The following is a 23,758-nucleotide window of genomic DNA, read 5'->3' as shown; positions in this document are numbered from 1 at the left end:
GGAGCGAGACATGGAACTGCACGACGTCTGGTTCGTCATCATCGCCGTCCTGTGGACCGGCTACTTCTTCCTCGAGGGCTTCGACTTCGGGGTCGGCGTGCTCACCAAGCTGCTGGCCCGCGACCGGAGCGAGCGCCGGGTGCTCATCAACACCATCGGGCCGGTGTGGGACGGCAACGAGGTCTGGCTGCTCACGGCCGGCGGTGCCACCTTCGCCGCCTTCCCCGACTGGTACGCCACCCTCTTCTCCGGCTTCTACCTGCCGATGCTGCTGATCCTGGTCTGCCTGATCGTGCGCGGTCTCGCCTTCGAGTACCGGGTCAAGCGCAGCGATGAGCGCTGGCAGACCAACTGGGAGCACGCGATCTTCTGGTGCTCGCTGCTGCCCGCTGTGCTGTGGGGCGTGGCCTTCGGCAACATCGTGCACGGCGTGAAGATCGACGCGCACAAGGAGTACGTCGGCACGCTGCTCGACCTGCTGAACCCGTACGCGCTGCTGGGCGGGCTGGTGACCCTGGCCCTGTTCACCTTCCACGGGGCGGTGTTCACGGCGCTGAAGACGGTCGGCGACATCCGGCTGCGGGCGCGCCGGCACGCGACCGTGCTGGGGGCGGCAGCCGCCGCTCTCGCGCTGGCCTTTCTCGGCTGGACGCAGCTCCACCGGGGCGACAGCCAGAGCCTGGTGGCCATGGCGGTGGCGGTCGTGGCGCTGCTCGCCGCGCTCGTGCTGAACGGCAGGGGGCGCGAGGGCTGGTCCTTCGCGCTGTCCGGAATCACCATCGCGGCCACCGTCGCCATGCTGTTCCTGACGCTCTTCCCGGACGTCATGCCGTCCTCGCTGAACGAGTCCTGGAGTCTCACCGTCGCCAACGCCTCGTCCACCCCCTACACGCTGAAGATCATGACCTGGTGCGCGGCCATCGCCGCTCCGCTGGTGATGGTGTACCAGGGCTGGACGTACTGGGTCTTCCGTAAGCGGATCGGCACGCAGCACATCGCTGCCGATCCGCACTGAGGGCTGCGGTACAGCCAGGACCGCTGAGGAGCGTTTCACGTGAAACCTGTCGACCCGCGCCTGCTCCGGCACGCTCGCGCCACCCGCGTCTTCCTGGTCGCATCGGTGGCACTCGGGCTGGCCGGGGCGGGGCTGGTCGTGGCCCAGGCGATGCTCATCGCCGAGATCGTGGTCGGCTCCTTTCAGCGGGGGCTCCAGCTCACCGAGCTGCGTACGCCCCTGCTGCTGCTCGGCACGGTCTCGGTGGGACGCGGCCTGGTCTCCTGGCTGACGGAGCTGGCCGCGCACCGGGCGAGCGCGTCGGTGAAGTCCGAGCTGCGGATCCGTCTGCTGGAGCATGCCGTACGGCTGGGGCCGGGTCGGCCGAGTGACCTACGTACCGGCGAACTGACCGCGCTCGCCACGCGCGGCATCGACGCGCTGGACGACTATTTCGCCCGCTACCTGCCGCAGTTGGGGCTGGCGGTCGTGGTGCCGGCCGCGGTGCTGGCCCGGATCGTCACGGCGGACTGGGTGTCGGCGGCGGTCATCGTCATCACCCTGCCGCTCATTCCCCTCTTCATGGTCCTCATCGGCTGGGCGACCCAGGCGCGGACGGACCGGCAGTGGAAGCTGCTCAGCCGGCTGTCCGGCCACTTTCTGGATGTTGTGGCCGGTCTGCCGACGCTGAAGGTGTTCGGGCGGGCGCGGGCCCAGGCCGAGTCGATCCGCGCGATCACGGGTGAGTACCGGCGGGCGACGCTACGGACCCTGCGGATCGCCTTCCTCTCCTCCTTCGCGCTGGAACTTCTTGCCACGCTGTCGGTGGCGCTGGTCGCCGTCGGCATCGGCATGCGGCTCGTCCACGGCGACCTCGACCTGTACACCGGGCTGATGGTGCTGGTGCTCGCCCCGGAGGCGTATCTGCCATTGCGGCAGGTGGGCGCGCAGTATCACGCGGCGGCGGAGGGGCTGGCCGCGGCGGACGAGGTCTTCGCGGTGCTGGAGACGGAGCCGCCTGCCTCCGGTACGAGGCCCGCCCCCGACGCGCGGAGCTTGGCGCTGCGGATCGAGGAACTGGTCGTACAGCACCCGGGCCGTACGGAGCCCTCGCTGCCGGAAACCTCGTTCACCGTTGGGCCGGGCGAGACGGTGGCGGTCGTCGGCCCGAGCGGGGCCGGGAAGACGACCTTGCTGAACGCGGTGCTGGGCTTTTCCCCTGGCCTTCGGGATGGGGAACCCCAGCCGAGTGCCGGCCGGGTGCTGCTCGGCGACACGGATCTCGCCGACATCGCACCGGACAGCTGGCGGAAGCAGATCGCGTGGGTGCCGCAGCGGCCGTACCTCTTCGCGGGCACGGTCGCCGACAACGTACGGCTGGCCCGCCCGGACGCGGACGACCAGGCCCTGCGGGATGCCCTCCGGGAGGCGGGCGCACTCGGCTTTGTCTCCGCCCTCCCGCACGGTGTGGACACGCTCCTCGGTGAGGACGGCGTCGGGCTCTCGGCCGGGCAGCGTCAGCGCATCGCCCTGGCCCGCGCCTTCCTGGCGGACCGTCCGGTGCTGCTTCTGGACGAGCCGACGGCGAACCTGGACGGCGAGACGGAGGCGGAGATCGCCTCCGCGATCGGCCGCCTGGCACAGGGACGCACGGTGCTGATGGTCCTGCACCGCCCGGCCCTGCTGCCGCTGGCCGACCACGTTGTCGAGCTGACCCGCCACCGAGCGGTGGTGGGCGCATCCGCGGAACGCACAGCGCCTGCGAACGCGGTGACGCAGCCTCTTCACCAGGGGCCCGGCGAGGCTGCCTCGGCAGCGGAGCCGCAGGCGGCCTTGGGGGAGACCTCCGCCAACAGCGGGACGGGTGGACGGGCGAACCGTCCGGAGGGCGCGGACGTCCTGCGGCGGGTACGGCACATGGCACAGGCCCGGCGGGCGCGCTTCGCGCTTGCGCTCCTCCTCGGCACGCTCGCCCTCGCCGGCGCCGTCGGCCTCATGGCCGTCTCCGGCTGGCTGATCTCCCGTGCCTCACAGCAGCCGCCGATCCTCTACCTCATGGTGGCGGTCACCGCGACGCGGGCGTTCGGCATCGGCCGCGCCGTCTTCCGTTACGCAGAGCGCCTCGTCGCCCACGACGCCGTCTTCCGTATGCTCGCCGACCTGCGTGTCGCCGTGTACGCACGCCTGGAGCGCCTCGCCCCCGCGGCCCTGCGCCGGACCCGCCGTGGCGACCTGCTCTCCCGGCTCGTCGCCGACGTCGACTCCCTCCAGGACTACTTCCTGCGCTGGCTTTTGCCCGTCGGCGCCGCCCTCCTCGTCGGCGCCGGATCGGTCGCCTTCACCGCCTGGCTGCTCCCCGAGGCCGGAGCGGTGCTCGCCGCAGGCCTGCTCGCCGCGGGCGTCGCCGTACCCGTACTGTCCGGCGCACTCTCCCGTCGAGCCGAGCGGCAGCTCGCGCCTGCCCGCGGCTCGCTCGCCACCCGCGTCGTCGATCTCCTCAGTGGCACCGCCGAGCTGACCGTCGCCGGCGCCCTGGCGGCCCGTACGGACGACACCCGCCGCGCGGACCGGGCCCTGACCAGCCTCTCCGCCCGCTCCGCAGCCGCGGCCGGCGCCGGGGCCGGGCTCTCCGCGCTGATCTGCGGCCTGACCGTGGCGGCCGCCGCCTGGACCGGTGTGCAGGCCGTGCACGACGGGCGGCTGGCGGGGGTTGCCCTCGCCGTCGTCGTCCTCACCCCGCTCGCCGCGTTCGAGGCGGTAGCCGGTCTCCCCTCGGCGGTCCGGTACCGGCACCGCGCCCGTTGCGCCGTCGAGCGGGTGCACGAGGTCCTGGACACGCCCGAGCCCGTCCGCGAACCCGACCGCCCGGCCCCCGCCCCCGCTTCCCCCTTCCCCCTCACAGCCCGCGGATTGACGGCCCGCTACCCCGGTCGGCGGGAAGCGGCACTCGACGGCATCGACCTTGACCTCGCCCCCGGCCGTCGTATCGCGGTCGTCGGCCCGTCCGGCTCCGGCAAGACGACCCTCGCCCAGGTGCTGCTGCGCTTCCTGGATGCCGACGCCGGTACGTACACCCTCGGCGGCACCGATGCGACCGCCCTGGACGGCGACGACGTCCGCCGCATGGTCGGACTGTGCGCGCAGGACGCACACATCTTCGACAGCTCGCTGCGCGAAAACCTCCGTCTCGCCCGCCCCGCGGCCAAGGAGACCGAGTTGCGCGCGGCCCTCGCCGACGCCCGCCTCCTGGACTGGGCCGACAGCCTTCCCCTCGGCCTCGACACCCTCGTCGGCGAGCACGGCGCCAGCCTGTCCGGCGGCCAGCGGCAGCGCCTCGCGCTCGCCCGCGCGCTGCTCGCCGGCTTCCCCGTGCTGGTGCTCGACGAGCCCGCCGAACACCTCGACCTGCCGACCGCCGACGCGCTCACCGGCGATCTGCTGGCCGCCACGGAGGCCGCCGCCACCGCAGGCCGTTCCACCGTTCTGATCACCCACCGCCTGGCCGGTCTGGAGGCGGTCGACGAAGTGATCGTGCTCAGCGGAGGGCGCGCGGTGCAGCGTGGTTCGTACGAGGAGCTGGCCGCCGTGGAGGGTCCGTTCCGGCGGATGCTCGACCAGGAGCGCGCGGCGGACGCCTGCCTGTCCCGCCGCTGACGCTCACCGCAGCCCCGTACGGCCCCGTCGCATCGCCCGGCAAACTCTTACTTTCTTACCGAAAAGGGACTTATTAAGCTCGGGGGCATGTCAGCGACGGCAGGACGCGCTCAGGAGTCCCCGCCCGGCCGGGACGTCACTCCCCCTGCGTCTGGCGGCAGCGCCCCCTTCTCGGTCCCGGCCGCCGCCGAACAGGCGGCCCGGAGCCTGCAAGGACTGCCCAAGGAGCTGGCCGCCCGCCTCCCCCAGCTGCTCGAGGCGATGGTGTCGGTCGGCACCGGCCTGGACCTGCACACCGCCCTCGACCGCATCGTGGAGACCGCCGCCGGCCTCACCGGTGCCCGCTACGCCGCACTCGGTGTCATCAACGACGACCGCGACGGCCTCGCCGACTTCGTCACGTACGGCATCTCCGACGCCGAACGCGAGCGCATCCGCCACCTCCCCGAAGGCGAGAAGGGCATCCTCGGCGTGCTCATCGAGGACCCCGAACCGCTGATGCTGGCCGACCTCGGGGCCGCGACCCGCGCCGACGACTTCCCGCCGCACAGCGCGCTCCTCGGAGACTTCCTCGGCGTCCCCATCCGCGTCGGCGGGGAACTCTTCGGAAACCTCTACCTGGTGGAGAAGTCCGACGGCGGCGAATTCAGCGCCTACGACCTGCACATGGTGAAGGTGCTCGCCACCGAGGCCGGCATCCAGATCGACAACGCCCGGCTGCACGAGGCCGCCCGTCAGCGCGAGCGCTGGATCGACGGCGCCGCCGCCCTCACCACGGCCCTGCTGGCCCGCGCGAGCACCGAGTCGGCCGCCGTGGCCGAAGTCGGTGCGGCGGCCGGGATCGAACCGGTCACGGCCGTCGGCGCGGAAGCGAGCACGGACGAGGCCCTCGCCGTCGTCGCCGAGCAGGCCCGCAGGCTCGCCGACGCCGTGGCCGGCGTGGTGCTCCTGCCGTCCGAGCAGGGCGGCCTGGAGATCGTGCAGGTCTCCTCCGACCTCTCCGAGCCGTACGAGAGCCTGGGCATGGTGATAAAGCCGACCAGCCCGGTCTACGAGCAACTGCTCGCCGGATTCCCGGTGTTCATGGACGACGCCGCGACCGACGACCGGATGACCACCCCGCTGTCCCACCTCTACGGCCCGAGCATGATGCTCCCGCTCAAGAGCGGCGACCGGATCCTGGGCACCCTCGCTCTGCCGCGCCTGCGCGGCGCGCGCCCGTTCACCGAGACCGAGCGGGGGCTCGCCGTACGGTTCGCCGCACAGGCCGCCCTGGCGCTCGTCCTCGCCGAGGCGCAGCGCGACCGCGAGCGGCTGGCGGTCTTCGAGGAACGCGACCGCATCGCCCGGGACCTGCACGACCTGGTCATTCAGCGGCTGTTCGCGACCGGAATGATGCTGGAGGGCGCCCAGCGCACGTCCGATGTGCAGGATGCGCGGGCCGGGATCGCCAAGGCGGTGGACGAGCTGGATGTGACCATCCAGGAGATCCGTACGGCGATCTTCGCGCTCCAGCAGGAGCCCACCGAGGCGCCGTCCGGGCTGCGCACCCGTATCGAGCGCGAGGTCAACATGGCGGCGGTGCCGCTCGGGTTCAAACCGTCCGTGCGCTTCATCGGCGCGATCGAAGCCCGCGTCGGCGAACTGACGGGCAAGAACCTCATCGCCGCGCTCCGCGAGGCGCTGTCCAACGCGTACCGGCACGCCCGCGCGACCAGGATCGAGGTCGTGGCCGATGCGACCGTGACCCTTCCGGACGGTCAGGACGGCGTACGGCTGACGGTCGCGGACAACGGTGTCGGCATACCGGAAAGCGGGCGCCGCAGCGGCCTGAAGAACCTCGCCAAGCGGGCCGAGTCACTGGGCGGTTCGAGCAGCTACGGCCCGGGCATCGGCGAGGACGGCGCCGGCACGACGGTGATCTGGGAGGTCCCGATCTGAGCGGTTGCGGGCGGTTGGCTATCGCTGCTGCGCCAGGATCTGCTCGATGACGACCGCGACGCCGTCCTCGTTGTTCGCGACCGTACGGCCCGAGGTCGCGGCCAGCACGTCCGGGTGCGCGTTGGCCATGGCGTAGGAGGTACCGGCCCAGGTCAGCATCTCGACGTCGTTGGGCATGTCGCCGAAGGCCACCACCTCCTCCGGCGCGATGCCGCGCTCGGCACAGCAGTGCGCCAGGGTGGAGGCCTTGCTGACACCGAACCCGCTGATCTCCAGCAGGGCGGTGGGGCTGGAACGGGTGAACGAGGCGTGTTCGCCGGCCGCCGTACGGGCCAGGGCGAGGAAGTCGTCCGGGGCCAGCTTGGGGTGGTGCGCGAGCAGCTTGAGCACGGGCTGGCCGGAGCCCTCCCACTCCTCGGAGAGGAGCTTCTCGGCGGCGGCGACGGTGGCCCCCGCGTCGAGGTGGAAGGGCGGGTAGTCGGGCTCGTAGTGGATGCCGCCGGTCAGCTCGACGGCGAAGGAGGTGTCGGGCGCGACGGCGCGCAGCGCATGAACGACCGTCAGCGCGTCGGGCCGCGCCAGCGGCCGCACCTCGAGGATCAGGCCGTCCCGGTGCAGATCGACGACGGCCGCGCCGTTGGCGCAGATGGCCAGGCCGTGGCCGTGGACGTGGTCGCTGACGACATCCATCCAGCGGGCCGGGCGTCCGGTGACGAAGAACACCTCGATGCCGGCCTTCTCGGCGTCGGCCAGGGCGGCGACCGTACGGTCCGAGACCGACTTGTCGTCCCTGAGGAGAGTGCCGTCGAGGTCGGTGGCGATCAGCCGTACGGGCCGCTGAGCGGTGCGGACCGAGCGGGCGGATTCCGGCGTCTGCGGCTCGGGCCGCCCGGTAGCTGAATTCACCCCTTCATCTTCCCGTATATGTGCGCACAGCAGTGCGACAGGGTGCGCACACGAGCGTGACGGGCGGTACCGGCGCCCGGCCCCACGAACTCGGAACAGCCCCCCGCCGGGCCGGCCGGCAGTGGGGCAGGCCGCAGGGCAGGGAACTGGGTCGGCGTCCCTCGGCGGAGCCGCTTAGGCTCAGGACATGGTCTCTTCTTCTCTGCGACTGAGCACCGTGATCCTCCCCATTCGACGCTGGCACGAGCGCGGCCGGGAGGTGTGGCAGCGGGCCGAGGAGCTGGGCTTCCATGCCGCGTACACCTATGACCACCTCTCCTGGCGCCCCCCGTTTCGCGACGGCCCGTGGTTCGGCGCCCTGCCGACCCTGACCGCCGCCGCGACCGTCACCCGGAGGCTGAGGCTGGGCACGCTCGTCACCTCCCCGAACTTCCGCCACCCCGTCCCCCTCGCCAAGGAGCTGATCTCGCTCGACGACATCAGCGCCGGCCGCCTGACGCTCGGCATAGGCGCCGGTGGCATCGGCTTCGACGCCACCGCCCTCGGCCAGGAGCCGTGGAGTTCCCGGGAGCGCGCGGACCGCTTCGCGGAGTTCGTACCGCTCCTCGACCGGCTGCTGCGCGAGGACGAGGTCACCTACCACGGCCGGTTCTACTCAGCGCACGAGGCCCGCAACATCCCCGGCTGCCTGCAGGCCCCCCGGATCCCTTTCGCGATCGCGGCGACCGGACCGCGCGGGCTCCAGCTCGCGGCCCGGTACGGGCAGGCCTGGGTGACCACCGGCGACCCGAAGGTCTCGAACTCCGGCGGCACCCCCGCCGAGTCGCTGGCCGCCATCGGCCGGCAGATCGACCACCTGTCCGTGGCCTGCGCCGACATCGACCGCGACCCCACCGAGCTGGACAAGATCCTGCTCACGGGCTTCACGCCCGACCGCCCCCTGGACTCCTTCGATGCGTTCGTCGACTTCGCCGGGGCCCACGCCGAGCTCGGCTTCAGGGAGATCGTGCTGCACTGGCCCATCGCGGACACGATGTTCGCCGCGGACGAGAAGGTCTTCGAGCGGATCGCGACGGAGGGCCTGGCCCAGCTCCGCTGAAGCCTCCCGCAGCACAGAGGGTGAGGTGAGGGCGCACGGACAAGCCACCGGAGCATCGTCCTCCACTCCCAGGTTGACGGCGCTCCCCCGCCGCCCCGTACAGCCACGACAACCTGCTGCGCACGATCGAGGACAGGTACGGAATCAGCCACACCGGCGCCGCCGCCCGCACCTCGGCGATCACTGCCGTCTGGAAGACACAACCCGGCCCCCACGTCGCCCGGGCCGAAGACGCCGTGAAGGAGCAGAATCGAGAGGGAGAGGGATGACACCGCAGCGCGATCCGGGGACGGGCAGAAGGCCCTGGAGAGCCGCTTGGGAGGAGTCATGGGATCTCGGACTCGATTCGCCCCTGACCGGGGACTGACCGCCCGCATGGTGACGACCATGTTCCTGATCGGACTGCTCTACGTCGTCCTGGTCGGCGTCCTGCTGGTGCTCCTGAGGGGCTCCTGGGGCTTGATAGTGCTGCTCGCGGGCGGCCTGTTCATCGCGCAGTTCTGGTTCAGCGACCGGATCGCCGCCTTCAGCATGGGCGCCCGCGAGGTCACCCCGCAGCAGGCGCCCGAACTCCACGGCGCCGTCGACCGCGTCTGCGCCCTGGCCGACATGCCCAAACCCCGTGTCGCCATCGCCGAAACCGACGTGCCGAACGCGTTCGCCACCGGCCGCAGCCAGCGCACCTCCCTCGTCTGCGCCACCACAGGCCTGCTGCGCCGGCTGGAGCCGCAGGAGCTGGAGGGCGTGCTCGCCCACGAGCTGTCGCACGTCGCGCACCGTGACGTCGCCGTCATGACCATCGCCTCGTTCCTCGGCGTGCTCGCGGGCCTGATCACCCGCATTGTCCTCTGGGGCGGCCTCATGCGCGGCAATGACCGCGACGGCGGCGTCGGGATCGCCCTGCTCCTGGTGCCGCTCATCAGCGGGGTCGTCTACGTGATCAGCTTCCTGCTGACCCGTCTGCTCTCCCGCTACCGCGAGCTGTCCGCGGACCGCGCGGCAGCGTTCCTGACCATGCGTCCCTCGGCTCTCGCCTCCGCCCTGACCAAGGTCACCGGCCAGATGGCGAGGATCCCGACACGCGACCTGCGGAAGGCGGAGCCGTTCAACGCCTTCTACTTCGCGCCCGCGTTCTCCTCCAAGGAGAGCCTGACCCGGCTGCTGTCCACCCACCCGCCGCTGGAGCAGCGGCTGGACCAGCTCGCCCGGATCGCCGCCCGGCTGGGTGCCCGGGGCTGAAGTCCCGGTAGTTACGCCCGGGGCCTGAGGCAGCCCGGGCCGACGACACAGAAAGGCTGGTGCGCATGGGTTTTCTGGACGTCATTCTCGGCCGCAGCAAGCCGGTCCGCCCCAACCTCGACCAGCTCTTCGGCCTGCCCTCCGCCGCGATCACCCTCGAGGCGGGCGCCGGCTTCACTCCGACGGGCCTCGGCTCGGTCTGCTTCGCCACCGTCGAGGGGGGCGCCTTCGCGCAGCTGCAGAAGGACGTACAGGACCTGCTCGACGCGGACACGACGCGGGGCGGCATACCCGTTCAGTTCAGCCGGGACGCGTACGGGTACACCTGGCTGCTCGCCCAGCACCCGGCGAACGACGTGGGCGCGCTGGTCAACGACCTGCACGCCGTGAATACGGGCCTGCAGGACGCCGGATTCGGCCCGCAGCTGCTGTGCTCCCTGGTGGGCTTCCGCGATATGCAGGACCCGCAGCGTCACCTCGCGCTCGTCTACCTCTACAAGCGCGGCACCTTCTATCCCTTCGCACCGCTTCCGGGCGGTGTGGAGAGGCGCGACAACGCGCTGGAGCTGCAGGCACGGGCGCTGCTCGCGAACGACCTGCGGATCGAGCAGGACCTCTCCCGCTGGTTCCCGGTATGGGGTGCGCCGGGCCTGAGTGGCACAGGCGCCTGAGCAGCAGCCCAGGCGCCTGACCAGTGGTCCGTCTCAGCCTGTTGTCAGCCGGTGAGGCTCCAGGAGACGGTGCCGTTCGCAGTGACGACGGCGGCGAGCAGGATGAGGTCGGCGGCGCCGAGCCCCATACCCAGCAGGGCCCGGCCCCGGCGGCCGGTGCCGCGGCCCAGTGCGAGGCCGCCGAGCACGAGGGCGCACGGCCCGAGCAGGAGGTTGAAGACCAACAGCCCGACCAGGCCGAGGATGAACGAGGCGACGGCCATTCCGTCGGCGTCACGCAGGACGTCGGCGCGGGACCGCGGCTGCGCAGGGTGCGGCTGAGCGGCGGCGCTCATCGGGCGCCCCCCTTGCCGCGCATGCGCTCTCGGAGGGCGAACCCCAGCAGCCAGGCGCCGATGGCAGCCGCTGCGGCGAGGGTGACCGGTAGGGGGGTGTGTGCCGCCACGCCGAGCATGGTGCCCAGCAGGAGTAGGGCGGCCACCAGGAAGATCATCTGAGTTCCTTCGTGGTGAGAGGTTGAGTGATCGACCTTTGAGTGAACAACTGTGATGACAACTGTTTACTCACTGAGCGTAACACTGGCGCGTCTCGGAGAACGCTTGTTTACTCAATGAGGTGAGTCACACCCGCAAGGCCGTCCGCCAGGCCAAGAAACAGGCAGCCAACCGGGCCGGCCAGCAGGCCGAGCAGCGCAAGAGCCGCACCGCTGAAGACCGCGTGACCGACCGCCAGGCGCAGAAGGAGAAGACCCGCGAAGCGCTGCTCGCCGCCGCGTTGCGACTGCTGGAGGACCAGAACCTCAGCAGCCTCGGCCTGCGCGAGGTGACCCGCGCCGCGGGCATCTCGCCGGCGGCCTTCTACCGGCACTTCCGGGACATGAGCGACCTGGGTGTCGCCCTCGTCGAGGAGTCACTCGGCAGACTGCACCCGCCGGTCCGCGAGATCCTCGCCGAACAGCACGACCCCGAGGAGCGGATCGACCGCGCGGTCGACCTGATCGCCCAACTCGTCCGCGATTCCCCGGCCCACATCCGCTTCATGGCACGTGAGCGGTACGGGGGCGTACGAGCCGTACGTACGGCCATCGCCGCCGAACTCGACCGCTTCGCGCGGGAGGTGGCGGAGGGCCTGGAAGCGGAGACAGCCGTCGCCGCCGGGTGGAGCCCGACAGACCTGCGGATGCTGGCCGAACTCTATGTCGACCACATGATGAACACCGCCTCAGCCCTGCAGGAGGCCATCCACGGCACAGGGCGCGACGAGGAGTCGATCCTGCGCACGGCACGCAGCCAACTGCGCCTGATCAACCTGGGCCGCCGCCACTTTGTGAAGACACCGCGTTCCAGCGGCTGAGCCGGGGAGCGTCAGCCGGGGACGGCGGCGGCGTGGATCAGACGGCGCGGCGGGAGCGGACGGCGCTCGGGCAAGCCGCACACGCGGCGGCGGACCGGCCGAGTGCCGGATCCAGCCGAGTGACCGTACGCGCGATGGACGCCGCGGACGAGTGACGTCAGCCGGTCCGGCGGTGGCTTCGCGGCGCGGACCACGCCGGCCGGTTCAGATGCCGGGCTGGTCGTGCGGAATCCTCTCCAGGAGCGTCCGCATGTCGTCCGCGTGCTCTTCCTCCTGCGCCAGGATCTGCTCGAAGATCCGCCGTGTGGTCGGATCACCGTCGCCGATCCACTGGGCGATCTCGGTGTAGGCCGCGATCGCGACGCGCTCCGCCACCAGGTCCTCCTTGATCATTTCGATCAGGTCCCCGCTGGCGTCGTACTCGGAGTGTGCCCGGCTGGTGAGGGTGTCCGGGTTGAAATCCGGTTCGCCCCCCAGCTGGACGATGCGCTCCGCCAGCATGTCGGCGTGTGCCTGCTCCTCCTGGGAGTGCTGGAGGAATTCGGCGGCGACCGGCTCGGAGTACAGGCCGCTGGCGGTGTAGTAGTGCCGCTTGTAGCGGAGGATGCACACGATCTCGGTGGCCAGAGCCTCGTTGAGCACCAGGATCACCCGGTTCAGATCGGCGCCGTACGCGTCGGTCACCGGCCCCTTTTCGATTTGGCTCCGGGCCCGCTCCCTGATGGTCTGGATGTCCGTGAGGAACTCTGCCATGTCGTAGAACCGCCTTTCTCCGTAGCCGGTAATCGCCGTGTGCCGTTACCCGAAGTGTCCGGTTCGCACGCACCTGGCCCCGCGGTTCAGCCGGGCGGCCGTATCGTCCCGGCAGCCCTGCCGGGCTTTGCCGCCTCCGGTGAACTTCACGGTGATCCGCTCGAACCCCAGCGACCGGAGCAGGCTCTCCAGCATGGCCCGGGTGTTCTTCTCCGCCCGGGCGGACAGATCGCTCTCCTTCCCGGCCTTCGCGATGTGCCGCACGGCGAGCCGGTGCACCTCGCGCTCGTAACCGGGTTGTCCGAGAACACCTCCCCGAGCCGGTCGAGGAGCCCTCGCTCCTTGGTGACGGCATAGGACCGGTCGGGATCCAGCGAGGGCTTCTCCAGGCATGCGGCACTCGTACCACCACGCCCTTGCGGTCGTCCGTGACGGTCACGGCGTCCTCGCCGAGGCCGCCGAGGTCCTACGAGGCGAGCCGGCCGGCACCGGCGAGGACCTGGGCCGGCCCTGATCGATACGCCGGTCATAGCGATCAGGAGCCGCTGTGACGGGCGTTCGCACCCCATATGTGGCCTGCTCCGGGCGGAGCCCCCTACGGGGCCGTCCGCCTGGAGTCGTAGGCAGATCCAGCCACCAGGTCTGACGCCCTCCTGTGTCCCGCGCCACTACCGTCGACAACGTGACTGTGATCGCCACCGAAAGCCTCAGCAAGCGGTACCCGCGGGTGACCGCGCTCGACCGGCTCTCCGTCGACATCGCCCCCGGCGTTACCGGCCTGGTGGGCGCCAACGGAGCCGGCAAGTCCACCCTGATCAAGATCCTGCTCGGGCTGTCCCCCGCCACCGAGGGACGCGCCGCCGTACTGGGACTGGATGTCGCCACCCAGGGCGGCCAGATCCGTGAGCGCGTCGGCTATATGCCCGAGCACGACTGCCTGCCGCCGGACGTCTCGGCGACCGAGTTCGTCGTCCATATGGCGCGGATGTCCGGCCTGCCGCCGACCGCCGCCCGCGAGCGCACGGCCGACACCCTGCGCCATGTGGGCCTGTACGAGGAGCGCTACCGCCCCATCGGAGGCTATTCGACCGGCATGAAGCAGCGCGTCAAGCTCGCTCAGGCGCTGGTCCACGACCCGCAGCTGGTCTTTCTCGACGAGCCGACCAACGGTCTGGACCCCGTCGGCCGGGACGAGATGCTGGGCCTGATCCGCCGTGTCCACACAGACTTCGGCATCTCGGTCCTGGTCACCTCACATCTGCTCGGCGAGCTGGAGCGCACCTGCGACCACGTCGTCATCATCGACGGCGGCACGTTGCTGCGGTCCAGCTCCACCAGCGACTTCACCCAGAGCACGGCGACCCTCGCGGTCGAGGTCACCGACACCGACCGGCACCCGGACGGCACGGCGGCCCTGCGCGCAGCGCTCACGGCGGCCGGCATCGAGGTGCACGCCGGGGGGCGCGCGCCCGGCGCGGGCCGGGTGCTGCTGCTGGACGTCCATGGCGAGAGCACGTACGACACGGTCCGCGACACCGTCGCCGAACTCGGCCTCGGGCTGGTGCGTATGGAGCAGGGCCGTCACCAGATCGCCGAGGTCTTCAGTACAAAGGCGCAGCACGGAGGAGGCCAGGATGCTGCCTGAGACCACCGCGACGGCGGCGCACGAGCCGACCGACGCGACCCGTATCCACAACATCGGCTACCGCACGTACGACGGCCCTCGCCTGGGCCGCGCCTACGCCCGCCGCTCGCTGTTCTCACAGAGTCTGCGCGGCGCGTACGGACTGGGCCGCTCGGCGAAGTCCAAGGTGCTGCCGATGCTGCTGTTCGCGGTGATGTGCCTGCCCGCCGGGATCATGGTCGCGGTCGCCGTCGCCACCAAGGCGAAGGAACTGCCGGTGGAGTACACGCGCTACGCGATCTTCCTCCAGGCGGTCATCGGCCTCTATCTGGCGTCCCAGGCCCCGCAGGCCGTCTCCCGTGATCTGCGCTTCCGGACCGTGCCGCTGTACTTCTCCCGACCGATCGAACGCGTCGACTATGTGACGTCGAAGTTCGTGGCGATGGCGTCGGCCCTGTTCATCCTCACCGCCACGCCGCTGGTCATCCTGTACGCCGGCGCGCTGCTCGCCAAACTCGACTTCGCGGACCAGACGAAGGGATTCGCGCAGGGGGTGGTGTCCGTGGCTCTGCTGTCGGTTCTCTTCGCCGGTATCGGCCTGGTCGTCGCCGCACTCACCCCGCGCCGCGGCTTCGGTGTCGCCGCCGTGATCGCCGTGCTGACGCTCTCGTACGGCGCGGTGAGCACCGTCCAGGCCATCGCCTTCGCGCAGGGGAACGCCGACGCGGTCGGCTGGCTCGGCCTGTTCTCGCCGATCACCCTCATCGACGGCGTGCAGACGAAGTTCCTCGGCGCGACGTCCAGCTTTCCCGGCCACTACGGCCCGCCGGGCGCCGTCGCCGGGGTCGGCTATCTGGCCGTCGTACTCGGCTTGATCGCCGGCTCGTACGCCCTGCTGATGCGCCGCTACCGAAAGGTCGGGCTGTGACAACCCTGAACATCGACCATGTCTCCCGCTGGTTCGGGAACGTCGTCGCCGTCAATGACATCACCATGACCATCGGCCCCGGCGTCACCGGGCTGCTGGGCCCCAACGGAGCCGGAAAGTCCACGCTCATCAACATGATGGGCGGCTTCCTGGCCCCCTCCACGGGGACCGTCACTCTCGACGGAGCGCAGGTGTGGCGCAACGAGCAGGTGTACCGGCACATCGGCATCGTGCCCGAGCGGGAGGCGATGTACGACTTCCTGACGGGCCATGAGTTCGTCCTGGCGAACGCCGAGTTGCACGGTCTGGCCAAGCCCGGCGCCGCGGCCCGCAAGGCGCTGGCCACGGTGGAAATGGAGTACGCCGAAGGCCGCAAGATCGCCACGTACAGCAAGGGCATGCGGCAGCGCGTGAAGATGGCTTCCGCGCTGGTCCACGACCCGTCCGTGCTGCTGCTGGACGAGCCCTTCAACGGTATGGACCCGCGACAGCGCATGCAGCTGATGGACCTGCTGCGGCGGATGGGCGCTGAGGGCCGTACGGTTCTGTTCTCCTCCCACATCCTGGAGGAGGTCGAGCAGCTCGCCAGCCATATCGAGGTGATCGTGGCGGGGCGGCACGCGGCGTCCGGTGACTTCCGCAGGATCCGCCGTCTGATGACCGACCGGCCGCATCGCTACCTCGTACGCTCCAGCGACGACCGGGCGCTCGCCGCCGCGCTGATCGCCGACCCGTCGACGGCCGGTATCGAGGTCGATGTGCGGGAGCGGGCGCTGCACATCCAGGCGGTCGACTTCCCGCGCTTCACCGAACTGCTGCCGCGGGTCGCCCGCGAGCACGGCATCCGGCTCCTCACGGTCTCGCCCTCCGACGAGTCCCTGGAGAGCGTCTTCTCGTATCTCGTCGCCGCCTGAAGGAGCCCATCAGCGATGTACAACCCCACGGTCGCCCGGCTCACCTACCGGGCCCTGCTCGGCCGCCGCCGGGCGCTGATCCTCTTCGCCCTGCCCGCTCTGCTGCTGATCATCTCGGTGCTGGTGCGGACGCTCAGCGGCGCCGACGACCAGACCGCGGCCAATGTGCTGGGCGGCTTCGCGCTGGCGACGATGGTGCCGCTGATCGGCGTGATCGCCGGTACGGGCGCGATCGGACCCGAGATCGACGACGGCTCGATCGTCTATCTGCTGGCCAAGCCCGTGAAGCGGCCGACCATCGTCGTCACCAAGCTGATCGTCGCCATCGGGGTCGCGGTCACCTTCTCGGCGCTGCCCACGCTGCTCGCGGGCTACATCCTCAACGGCAACAGCCAGCAGATCGCCCTCGCGTACACGGTCGCGGCGACGGCGGCGTCGGTCGCGTACAGCGCGCTGTTCCTGCTGCTGGGCACGCTGACCCGGCACGCGGTGGTCTTCGGCCTGGTCTACGCCCTGGTGTGGGAGACGCTCTTCGGCAGCCTGGTCGCGGGCGCGCGGACCCTGAGCGTGCAGCAGTGGTCGCTGGCCCTCGCGCAGAAGGTTGCCGGGGGCGACCTGGTCACCTCCGACGTCAAGCTGCCGCTCGCGGTGGTGCTGCTGGCCGTGGTCACAGCCGGCGCCACCTGGTACGCGGGCCAGAAGCTGCGCGCGCTCACCCTCGCCGGGGAGGAGTGAGGGGGCACCCCGCACCAACTGCACGGGCGTACATGTGAATCAGGGGGTGTGCACCGCACGGTGCACACCCCCTGATTCCCGTCGATTCCCGTCGCCACTATGGGGCTGCGCTCAGCGGGAGCCGAGGAGCCGTTCGAGGACGAGCGCGATGCCGTCCTCGTCGTTGGACGCGGTCACCTCGTCGGCGATGGACTTCAGCTCGTCATGCGCATTGGCCATGGCGACGCCGTACCCGGCCCAGGCGAACATCGGTACGTCATTGGGCATGTCGCCGAAGGCGATCGTGTCGGCGGCCGTCATCCCCAGCCGCCGGGCCGCCAGCGACAGACCCGTGGCCTTGGTCAGACCCAGCGGCAGCAGCTCGACGATCCCCTGGCCGGCCATGGTGACTCCCACCAGGTCACCCACCAGCGTCTGCGCGACCTGCGCCAGCGCATCGTCGTCCATCTCCGGGTGCTGGATGTAGAGCTTGTTGATCGGCGCCGACAACAGCGTGGCGGGGTCCTCGACGCGGACGACGGGCAGGGGCCCGTCCTTTACGCGGTAGCCCGGACCGACCACCACCTCGGCCTCCAGACCGTCGCGGCTCGCCGCCAGCGCCAGCGGTCCTACCTCGGCCTCGATCTTGGCCAGGGCGATCCCGGCGAGCTGCCGGTCGAACGTCACGGACGTCAGCAGCCGGTGCTCGCCCGCGTGGTAGACCTGTCCGCCCTGCCCGCATACCGCGAGGCCCCGGTAGCCGAGGTCGTCGAGGATGGGGCGCGCCCAGGGCACCGAGCGCCCCGTGACGATGATGTGCGCCGCGCCCGCCGCGGTGGCCGCGGCGAGCGCTTCGCGCGAGCGTTGCGAGACCGTGTCGTCGGCGCGCAGCAGCGTGCCGTCCAGGTCGGTCGCGATGAGCCGGTAGGGGAAGGCGGAGCTCACTGGGCGGTGGGCTCCAGCAGCTCCCTGCCACCCAGGTACGGACGCAGCATTTCGGGCACCCGCACCGAGCCGTCCGGCTGCTGGTGGTTCTCCAGCAGGGCGACGATCGTTCGCGGGACGGCGCACAGGGTGCCGTTCAGCGTGGCCAGCGGCCGTACGTGCTTGCCGTCGCGCATCCGCACCGACAGCCGCCGCGCCTGGAACTCGGTGCAGTTCGAGGCGGAGGTCAGCTCGCGGTACTTGCCCTGGGTCGGGATCCAGGCCTCGCAGTCGAACTTGCGCGAGGCGGAGGCGCCCAGGTCACCCGTCGCCACGTCGATCACCCGGAAGGGCAGCTCCAGGCCGGTCAGCCACTGCTTTTCCCAGTCCAGCAGCCGCTGGTGCTCGGCCTCGGAGTCCTCCGGCATGACATAGGAGAACATCTCGACCTTGTCGAACTGGTGGACGCGGAAGATGCCGCGGGTGTCTTTGCCGTACGTACCGGCCTCGCGGCGGAAGCACGGCGAGAAGCCCGCGTAGCGCAGCGGCAGCCGGTCGGCCTCGATGATCTCGTCCATGTGGTACGCGGCGAGCGGGACCTCGGAGGTGCCGACCAGGTAGAAGTCGTCCTTCTCCAGGTGGTAGACGTTCTCGGCGGCCTGGCCGAGGAAGCCGGTGCCCTCCATGGCGCGCGGCTTGACCAGCGCCGGGGTGAGCATCGGGGTGAAGCCGGCGGCGGTGGCCTGCGCGATGGCCGCGTTGACCAGGGCGAACTCCAGCAGGGCGCCGATGCCCGTCAGGTAGTAGAAGCGCGAGCCGGACACCTTGGCGCCGCGCTCGACGTCGATCGCGCCAAGCAGCTGGCCCAGCTCCAGGTGGTCCTTCGGCTCGAAGCCCTCGGCCGCGAAGTCGCGGATCGTGCCGACGGTCTCCAGGACGGTGAAGTCGTCCTCGCCACCCACCGGGACGTCCGGGTGCACCAGGTTGCCCAGCTGGAGCAGCAGCCGCTGGGTCTCCTCGGCGGCCTCGTCCTGCTCGGCGTCGGCGGCCTTGACCGCGGCCGACAGCTCGCCGGCCTTCTTCAGCAGCTCGGCCTTCTCGTCGCCGGTGGCCTTGGGGATGAGCTTGCCGAGCGCCTTCTGCTCGGCTCGGAGCTCGTCGAAGCGGACGCTGGAGGACCTGCGCCGCTCGTCGGCGGAGAGGAGTGCGTCGACGAGCGCGACGTCCTCTCCACGGGCGCGCTGGGACGCGCGGACACGGTCAGGGTCCTCACGGAGCAGACGAAGGTCAATCACGCCACCAGGCTACCGGTGCGGGGGCCTGGCGATCGACGCGATATTCCTGTGTGGAGGCATTTGCCCGTTTTGCCGTGAAAGTGAAAAGCGAGAAGGGGCGTCAGCAAAACGGAGCGCATGAGCCGGAATGGTCATCAGGCCGACTGTCCGCCGTGACCGACTCGCCCTGGCGAGGCGGGAGTTGGCGGCTGGAGTTGTCCACAGGGTCGAGCAGGATCCATTAAGTTATCCACAGGCTGTGAGGAAGATCTGTGGAAGACGGAATTGATCATTCAGCCGGACTGTGTGCTGGCCCATGAATTCCCCTGTGAAACCTCGTTCACACGCTCATTCGAGTGGGAATGCCTCCCTCCAAAGAGTTGATCAACGGAATTGGGGTGACGAAGGGTGGCCTGCCGCACTGTGGGCCGAGCTGGGGCCTGTAGGGCGATTTGTCGACTGCGGCGCCCTTCGTGTGTCGACTTATCCTCAGGTCGAGACCCAAGCCTGTGGATAACTTCAGTGGATAACCACACCCGCAGCTGAGAAGGATCGGGCACCGGTCGCCGGGCCCGCCCGCCCCATGTCAGGTACGCCCGTCGAGGCAGCGCGTCAGCCAGTCCGCGGCGGCCGTGAACTCGTCGTCCGTCATCCCCCGCCGCAGCGTCGGCCGGACCTGGTCCGCCCGCGGGTAGGAGCCGAGGAAGCGCACGTTCGGGCAGCTCCGCTTGAGCCCCATCAGCGCCTCGCCCACCCGCCGGTCCGTGATGTGACCCTCGCAGTCCACCGAGAAGCAGTAGCGGCCGATCCCCTCGCCCGTGGGCCGCGACTCGATGCGCATCAGGTTGATCCCGCGCGCCGCGTACTCCTGCAGCAGCTCCAGCAGCGCGCCCGGGTGGTCGTCGGCGAGCCAGATGACCACGGAGGTCTTGTCCGCGCCGGTCGGTGCCGCGGGCCGGGCCGGGCGGCCGACCAGGACGAAGCGGGTGGCCGCGTTCTGCGCGTCGTGGATGTCCGTGAACAGCGGCTGCAGCCCGTAGATCGGCGCGGCGAACTCACCCGCGAAAGCCGCGTCGTAGCGCCCCTCCTGCACCAGCCGGGCCCCGTCGGCGTTCGACGCGGCGGATTCCCACAGGGCCTCGGGCAGGTTCGCCGCGAGCCACTTGCGCACCTGTGGCTGCGCGACCGGGTGCCCGGTCACCGTCTTCACATCGTCCAGCGTGGTCCCCGGCCGTACGAGCAGCGCGAACGCGATCGGCAGCAGGACCTCGCGGTAGATCATCAGCGGCTCACCGGTGGCCAGCTCGTCCACCGTCGCCAGCACTCCGCCCTCGACGGAGTTCTCGATCGGTACGAAGGCGCCCCCCGCCTCACCGCTGCGCACGGCGTCCAGCGCGGCCGGCACGGACACCATCGGGACCAGCTCCCGGGTGGCCGCCTCCGGCAGCGTACGCAGAGCGGCTTCGGTGAAGGTGCCCTCGGGCCCGAGATACGCATAGCGGCTCACTGACATGCGGTCCACAGTAGTCGCGCGGATCGACCAGCCGCCTTGTGATCTCACCTCTCGAACGGCCGCGCCCCTCGACGGCCGTCAGCTTTCGAGCAGCCGCTGGCCCACGTACTCGCCCGGTGCGCAGCCGCCCGGCACCGCGAACAGGCCGCTCGCCTCGTGCCGGATGAACGGCGACAGCGCGTCCCCCCGGTCCAGCTTGCGCTGCACCGGCACGAAGCCCCTGAGCGGATCGGCCTGCCAGCAGATGAACAGCAGCCCGGCGTCCGGCGTCCCGTCCGCGTCGAAGCCGTCGTGGAAGGAGAACGGCCGGCGCAGCATCGCCGCTCCGCCGTTCGCCTCCGGCGCCGAGATCCGGGCGTGCGCATTGGCCGGGATCACGAGGTTTCCCGAGGCGTCGGTCTTCTCCAGGTCCATCGGCGTGGACTCGGTGCCGCCCGTCAGCGGGGCACCGTCTGCCTTCCGACGCCCGATGACCCGTTCCTGCCGGTCCAGGGGCAGCTTCTCCCAGTCGTCGAGGAGCATGCGGATACGGCGCACGACCGCGTACGAGCCGTGGGCCATCCAGGCCGGTTCCCCACCGGCCGGTACAAAGATTCGCTGGTCGAAGTCCTTGTCCGTCGGCTTGGGGTTGCGCGTGCCGTCGACCTGGCCCATGAGGTTGCGCGCTGTCATCGGATGCGCGGTCGCCCCGGGCGCCCGGTTGAAGCCGTTCATCTGCCAGCGCACCCGTGCCGCGTCGCCCGCCGCCTTCTGCAGGGCGCGCAGCGCGTGGAAGGCGACCAGCGCGTCGTCGGCGCCGATCTGGATCCACAGGTCGCCGTTGCTGCGCTTCGGGTCCAGGGCGTCCGAGGAGAAGCCGGGCAGCGGTTCCAGTGCCGCCGGACGCTGCTTCTGCAGGCCCGTACGGTCGAAGAAGGTGCGGCCGAAGCCGAAGGTGACGGTGAGGGAGCACGGTCCGGCATCGAGCGCGACACCCGTGTCGTCGGCCGGCGCCCGGCCCGCCGTCAGCTCTTCGGCGGTCTTCGACCAGCGGCGCAGCAGCGCGGCGGCCGCCTTGCGGTCCGTACCCGGCGCGAGATCGAAGGCGATGAGATGGCCGCGGGCCTGCATCGGGGTGGCGATGCCCGCCTGATGTCTGCCGTGGAAGGGCACCGCCGTGGAGCCCACCGTGGCCAGCGCGGTGGCGCCGCCGCCTCCGTCCTGGGCGGCGGCCGTGCCCAGCACACCGCCCGCCGCGAGCCCTGTCGCGCTCGCCGCTCCGACCGTGCCCAGCAGTCGCCGCCTGGAGATGTGGATGTCCGTCATCAGCTGATCTTCACGTTCTTGGTTTCGGTCACCTGGTCGATGTCGGAGGTCCGTACGGTCAAGGACATCGTCCACTCGCCCGCCACGGTCAGCTGCACATTCTCCGCAGACCAGTGGCCGGTCTCGACGTGTGACACCAGGGCAGGGATCGGGCCGATCTTCTTGGACTCGAGGGTGAAGGAGACCTTCACCTCGGGGGCGTCCAGCGCCTTGCCGTTCGGCCGGGTGAGCCGGACATGGAGGCTGTTGCCGCCGGTGCGGGCCGGGTCGAGGTCGATCTGGGCGGTGCCCTTGCCGTCCTCGCCACCGGTGTCGAAGGGGACGCGGACCGAGACCGGGCGGTCGACGGCCGCGGAGGCGCCGGTCGCTGCCCGTACGGCCGCCTCCGTACGACCCGGCTCGGTGCTGGTCAGCACCGTGGTCACGGCCAGCACGACGACGGCGACCGCCGTCTCCGCCAGCACGGAGCGGCGCAGACCGGTCCGATGAAGATCCGCGTCGCGGATACGCTTGCGGCGGGCCGCGGCCATGGCGGCGCTCTGCCGCGCGAGTTGGACGGCGCGGCGCTCATCGGCCGGCACGGTGACCGGCTCCTCGGCCTTCCGTGCCTCCACCGGCTCCTCGGCCTCCTGGAGTTTCTCCTCGGACGCCGTGAGCTCGCCCTCCGCCCCCTCCGCGGCGGTCGGCGACAGCCGCGCCGTCCAGCGCCGGGAGACCGCGGCGATGGCGACCAGCGCAGCCACCAGGCCGATCTTGACGAGCAGCACCCGGCCGTACGAGGTCGAGGTCAGGGCGTCCCACGAGCCGACCTGGCGCCAGGACTGGTACACCCCGGTCGCGGTCAGGACCAGCACGCTGCCGAACGCGACCCGGGAGAAGCGCCGTACGGTCGCCCGCTCGACCGCGGGCCCCCGGTAGAGGGAGATGAGCAGCGCGGCGAGTCCGCCCAGCCAGGCCGCCACCGCCAGCAGATGCAGCACGTCCACCGGCATGGCGACGCTCGGCTGCAGGCCGGTCGAGGCGTGCTCGGCGAGGGCCCAGGTCGCGGCCAGCCCCGCCGCCACCACGGTCCCGCCGAGCGCGAGCCCCAGGGTGAGGTCGTTGCGCTCCTCGGGATCGGTACGGCGGGCATACGCCCCGAAGAGCACCGCGACGAACAGCGCCGCGGCAGCGAGCAGCAGCAGTCGCGAGACCAGTGCCGCACCCGCCTTGGTGTTCAGCACCTCGGGCAGTGCGGCGAGGTCGAAGGCGTCGGCGAGCTTTCCCGAGCCGGTGTACGGGCCGCGCAGGAGCAGCAGCACGATGGTGGACGCGGTGAGCGCCGCCCAGCCCTGTACCACCAGTCGCTGTACGGACCGCACCGGCGCGGCGCGCGGCCGGCAGACGAGGACGAACGCGCTGCCGCCGATGAGCAGCACATAGCCGGCGTAGGCCACATACCGTGCGATCCCGTAGAGCACGCCGACGAGGCCGCCGCCGGCCTGCTGTTCCGGTAGCACGGCCGTGGTCTTGGACGGTGCGCCGATGGAGAAGGTGAACGCCCCCGAGACGGGGTGGCTGTCGGCGGAGACCGCCTTCCAGGCGACGGTGAAGGTGCCGTCGGGCAGCCCGGAGTGCAGGTTGACGCCGTACTTGACGAGGTTGCCGCGGCTCAGATCGCGCAGCTTTCCGCTGTCGACCCTCTTGCCGCGCGGGTCCAGCACCCGGATCGAGTCGTCGGACAGCGCGACGCCTTCGGAGAAGGTGAGGCTGACCGTCTTGGGGGCGCTGCCGAGCACCTCCCCCTGTCTCGGGTCGCTCCCGGTCAGTGCGGCGTGCGCCGACGCCGGGGTGGCCCCGGCCAGCACCGCGGCGAGTACCGCTGCCAGCAGGAGCAGCAGCGATACGGCCGCGGGGCGCGGGGAGCGCGAGATCGAGGAGGGGGCAGCGACGGGCATGGGCCTTCAGTCCCT

The 23,758-nt window shown here is 70.9% G+C and carries 21 protein-coding genes and 1 pseudogene; 12 read left to right on the top strand and 10 right to left on the bottom strand.

Annotated features, from left to right (window positions below; genetic code table 11):
- Positions 1-10: 10 nt before the first annotated feature.
- From cydB to ACY34J_RS00430, 3 genes are all read left to right on the top strand, one after another.
- Positions 11-1,015 carry a cytochrome d ubiquinol oxidase subunit II gene (gene cydB / locus ACY34J_RS00440; protein ID WP_462724241.1) on the top strand — a complete coding sequence of 335 codons (1,005 nt, stop codon included), beginning with the start codon at positions 11-13 and terminating at the stop codon, positions 1,013-1,015.
- Between the two features lie 39 nt (positions 1,016-1,054).
- A complete protein-coding gene (gene cydD, locus ACY34J_RS00435) occupies positions 1,055-4,648 on the top strand; it encodes a thiol reductant ABC exporter subunit CydD (protein ID WP_462724240.1) in 3,594 nt (1,197 codons plus the stop codon).
- An 87-nt stretch (positions 4,649-4,735) separates the two neighbouring features.
- Positions 4,736-6,589, top strand: a complete 1,854-nt coding sequence (locus tag ACY34J_RS00430) for a GAF domain-containing sensor histidine kinase (protein ID WP_462724239.1) — start codon at positions 4,736-4,738, stop codon at positions 6,587-6,589.
- A gap of 18 nt (positions 6,590-6,607) precedes the next feature.
- On the opposite strand, the gene ACY34J_RS00425 is transcribed toward ACY34J_RS00430, so the two are convergent.
- Positions 6,608-7,495: a Cof-type HAD-IIB family hydrolase gene (locus ACY34J_RS00425; RefSeq protein ID WP_462724238.1), complete on the bottom strand. Its 888-nt coding sequence runs from the start codon at positions 7,493-7,495 to the stop codon at positions 6,608-6,610.
- 187 nt (positions 7,496-7,682) lie between these two features.
- Here ACY34J_RS00425 and ACY34J_RS00420 point away from each other — a divergent pair, with 187 nt between their 5' ends.
- From ACY34J_RS00420 to pspAB, 3 genes are all read left to right on the top strand, one after another.
- The gene (locus tag ACY34J_RS00420) at positions 7,683-8,594 is read left to right on the top strand and encodes an LLM class flavin-dependent oxidoreductase (protein ID WP_462724237.1); all 912 of its coding nucleotides are present in this window, start codon (positions 7,683-7,685) and stop codon (positions 8,592-8,594) included.
- 327 nt (positions 8,595-8,921) lie between these two features.
- Positions 8,922-9,833 (top strand): zinc metalloprotease HtpX, encoded by a 912-nt coding sequence (gene htpX, locus ACY34J_RS00415; protein ID WP_462724236.1) that lies wholly within the window; start codon positions 8,922-8,924, stop codon positions 9,831-9,833.
- Positions 9,834-9,898: 65 nt separating this feature from the next.
- A complete protein-coding gene (pspAB, locus tag ACY34J_RS00410) occupies positions 9,899-10,504 on the top strand; it encodes a PspA-associated protein PspAB (RefSeq protein WP_462724235.1) in 606 nt (201 codons plus the stop codon).
- Positions 10,505-10,548: 44 nt separating this feature from the next.
- Here the strand turns inward: pspAB and ACY34J_RS00405 are convergent, their stop codons facing one another.
- Complete coding sequence (locus tag ACY34J_RS00405; RefSeq protein WP_462724234.1) at positions 10,549-10,839, bottom strand: DUF4190 domain-containing protein; 291 nt, start codon at positions 10,837-10,839, stop codon at positions 10,549-10,551.
- Positions 10,836-10,997, bottom strand: coding sequence for a hypothetical protein (locus ACY34J_RS00400; protein WP_462724233.1), 162 nt, complete (start codon positions 10,995-10,997; stop codon positions 10,836-10,838). The genes ACY34J_RS00405 and ACY34J_RS00400 overlap by 4 nt, the downstream gene beginning before the upstream one ends.
- A 224-nt stretch (positions 10,998-11,221) precedes the next feature.
- Between ACY34J_RS00400 and ACY34J_RS00395 the strand changes: the two genes are divergently transcribed.
- Together ACY34J_RS00395 and ACY34J_RS00390 are read left to right on the top strand one after the other, a co-directional pair.
- On the top strand, positions 11,222-11,857 hold the full coding sequence (locus ACY34J_RS00395; protein WP_462724364.1) for a TetR family transcriptional regulator: 636 nt from the start codon (positions 11,222-11,224) through the stop codon (positions 11,855-11,857).
- A 32-nt stretch (positions 11,858-11,889) separates the two neighbouring features.
- Positions 11,890-12,012, top strand: a complete 123-nt coding sequence (locus ACY34J_RS00390) for a hypothetical protein (protein WP_462724232.1) — start codon at positions 11,890-11,892, stop codon at positions 12,010-12,012.
- A 49-nt stretch (positions 12,013-12,061) separates the two neighbouring features.
- Here ACY34J_RS00390 and ACY34J_RS00385 read toward each other — a convergent pair whose 3' ends face one another.
- Both ACY34J_RS00385 and ACY34J_RS00380 read right to left on the bottom strand, forming a co-directional pair.
- Entirely contained in the window at positions 12,062-12,610 is a 549-nt protein-coding gene (locus ACY34J_RS00385; protein ID WP_462724231.1) for a ferritin-like domain-containing protein, read from the bottom strand.
- A gap of 141 nt (positions 12,611-12,751) precedes the next feature.
- A pseudogene (locus ACY34J_RS00380) lies at positions 12,752-13,076 on the bottom strand (DUF4230 domain-containing protein); the annotation flags it as partial.
- Positions 13,077-13,292: 216 nt separating this feature from the next.
- Between ACY34J_RS00380 and ACY34J_RS00375 the strand changes: the two are divergent.
- From ACY34J_RS00375 to ACY34J_RS00360, 4 genes are read left to right on the top strand one after another with little or no spacing between them, the layout of a single operon-like run.
- Positions 13,293-14,255 (top strand): ABC transporter ATP-binding protein, encoded by a 963-nt coding sequence (locus ACY34J_RS00375; protein WP_462724230.1) that lies wholly within the window; start codon positions 13,293-13,295, stop codon positions 14,253-14,255.
- Positions 14,245-15,162 (top strand): ABC transporter permease, encoded by a 918-nt coding sequence (locus tag ACY34J_RS00370; RefSeq protein WP_462724229.1) that lies wholly within the window; start codon positions 14,245-14,247, stop codon positions 15,160-15,162. Before ACY34J_RS00375 ends, ACY34J_RS00370 begins: the two co-directional genes overlap by 11 nt.
- The gene (locus ACY34J_RS00365) at positions 15,159-16,076 is read left to right on the top strand and encodes an ABC transporter ATP-binding protein (protein ID WP_462724228.1); all 918 of its coding nucleotides are present in this window, start codon (positions 15,159-15,161) and stop codon (positions 16,074-16,076) included. The genes ACY34J_RS00370 and ACY34J_RS00365 overlap by 4 nt, the downstream gene beginning before the upstream one ends.
- Before the next feature lie 15 nt (positions 16,077-16,091).
- A complete protein-coding gene (locus ACY34J_RS00360) occupies positions 16,092-16,811 on the top strand; it encodes an ABC transporter permease subunit (protein WP_462724227.1) in 720 nt (239 codons plus the stop codon).
- A gap of 111 nt (positions 16,812-16,922) precedes the next feature.
- Here the strand turns inward: ACY34J_RS00360 and ACY34J_RS00355 are convergent, their stop codons facing one another.
- From ACY34J_RS00355 to ACY34J_RS00335, 5 genes are all read right to left on the bottom strand, one after another.
- Entirely contained in the window at positions 16,923-17,735 is an 813-nt protein-coding gene (locus ACY34J_RS00355; protein ID WP_462724226.1) for an HAD family hydrolase, read from the bottom strand.
- Positions 17,732-19,009: a serine--tRNA ligase gene (gene serS / locus ACY34J_RS00350; protein WP_462724225.1), complete on the bottom strand. Its 1,278-nt coding sequence runs from the start codon at positions 19,007-19,009 to the stop codon at positions 17,732-17,734. Before serS ends, ACY34J_RS00355 begins: the two co-directional genes overlap by 4 nt.
- Before the next feature lie 565 nt (positions 19,010-19,574).
- The gene (pheA, locus tag ACY34J_RS00345) at positions 19,575-20,501 is read right to left on the bottom strand and encodes a prephenate dehydratase (protein ID WP_462724224.1); all 927 of its coding nucleotides are present in this window, start codon (positions 20,499-20,501) and stop codon (positions 19,575-19,577) included.
- Positions 20,502-20,579: 78 nt separating this feature from the next.
- A complete protein-coding gene (gene efeB, locus ACY34J_RS00340) occupies positions 20,580-21,806 on the bottom strand; it encodes an iron uptake transporter deferrochelatase/peroxidase subunit (RefSeq protein WP_462724223.1) in 1,227 nt (408 codons plus the stop codon).
- On the bottom strand, positions 21,806-23,743 hold the full coding sequence (locus ACY34J_RS00335) for a copper resistance CopC/CopD family protein (RefSeq protein ID WP_462724222.1): 1,938 nt from the start codon (positions 23,741-23,743) through the stop codon (positions 21,806-21,808). The genes efeB and ACY34J_RS00335 overlap by 1 nt, the downstream gene beginning before the upstream one ends.
- Positions 23,744-23,758 lie beyond the last annotated feature (15 nt).

The sequence above is a fragment of the Streptomyces sp. HSS9-12 genome, from assembly GCF_054963655.1.
This window is presented reverse-complemented; position numbering and strand designations above follow the sequence as displayed.

Bases quoted from the DNA above. Each gene is read 5' to 3' on its own strand.
- cydB (WP_462724241.1), top strand. From the start codon at position 11: ATGGAACTGCACGACGTCTGGTTCGTCATCATCGCCGTCCTGTGGACC.
- ACY34J_RS00430 (WP_462724239.1), top strand. From the start codon at position 4,736: ATGTCAGCGACGGCAGGACGCGCTCAGGAGTCCCCGCCCGGCCGGGAC.
- ACY34J_RS00420 (WP_462724237.1), top strand. From the start codon at position 7,683: ATGGTCTCTTCTTCTCTGCGACTGAGCACCGTGATCCTCCCCATTCGA.
- htpX (WP_462724236.1), top strand. From the start codon at position 8,922: ATGGGATCTCGGACTCGATTCGCCCCTGACCGGGGACTGACCGCCCGC.
- pspAB (WP_462724235.1), top strand. From the start codon at position 9,899: ATGGGTTTTCTGGACGTCATTCTCGGCCGCAGCAAGCCGGTCCGCCCC.
- ACY34J_RS00405 (WP_462724234.1), bottom strand. From the start codon at position 10,839: ATGAGCGCCGCCGCTCAGCCGCACCCTGCGCAGCCGCGGTCCCGCGCC.
- ACY34J_RS00400 (WP_462724233.1), bottom strand. From the start codon at position 10,997: ATGATCTTCCTGGTGGCCGCCCTACTCCTGCTGGGCACCATGCTCGGC.
- ACY34J_RS00385 (WP_462724231.1), bottom strand. From the start codon at position 12,610: ATGGCAGAGTTCCTCACGGACATCCAGACCATCAGGGAGCGGGCCCGG.
- ACY34J_RS00370 (WP_462724229.1), top strand. From the start codon at position 14,245: ATGCTGCCTGAGACCACCGCGACGGCGGCGCACGAGCCGACCGACGCG.
- ACY34J_RS00360 (WP_462724227.1), top strand. From the start codon at position 16,092: ATGTACAACCCCACGGTCGCCCGGCTCACCTACCGGGCCCTGCTCGGC.
- pheA (WP_462724224.1), bottom strand. From the start codon at position 20,501: ATGTCAGTGAGCCGCTATGCGTATCTCGGGCCCGAGGGCACCTTCACC.
- efeB (WP_462724223.1), bottom strand. From the start codon at position 21,806: ATGACGGACATCCACATCTCCAGGCGGCGACTGCTGGGCACGGTCGGA.
- ACY34J_RS00335 (WP_462724222.1), bottom strand. From the start codon at position 23,743: ATGCCCGTCGCTGCCCCCTCCTCGATCTCGCGCTCCCCGCGCCCCGCG.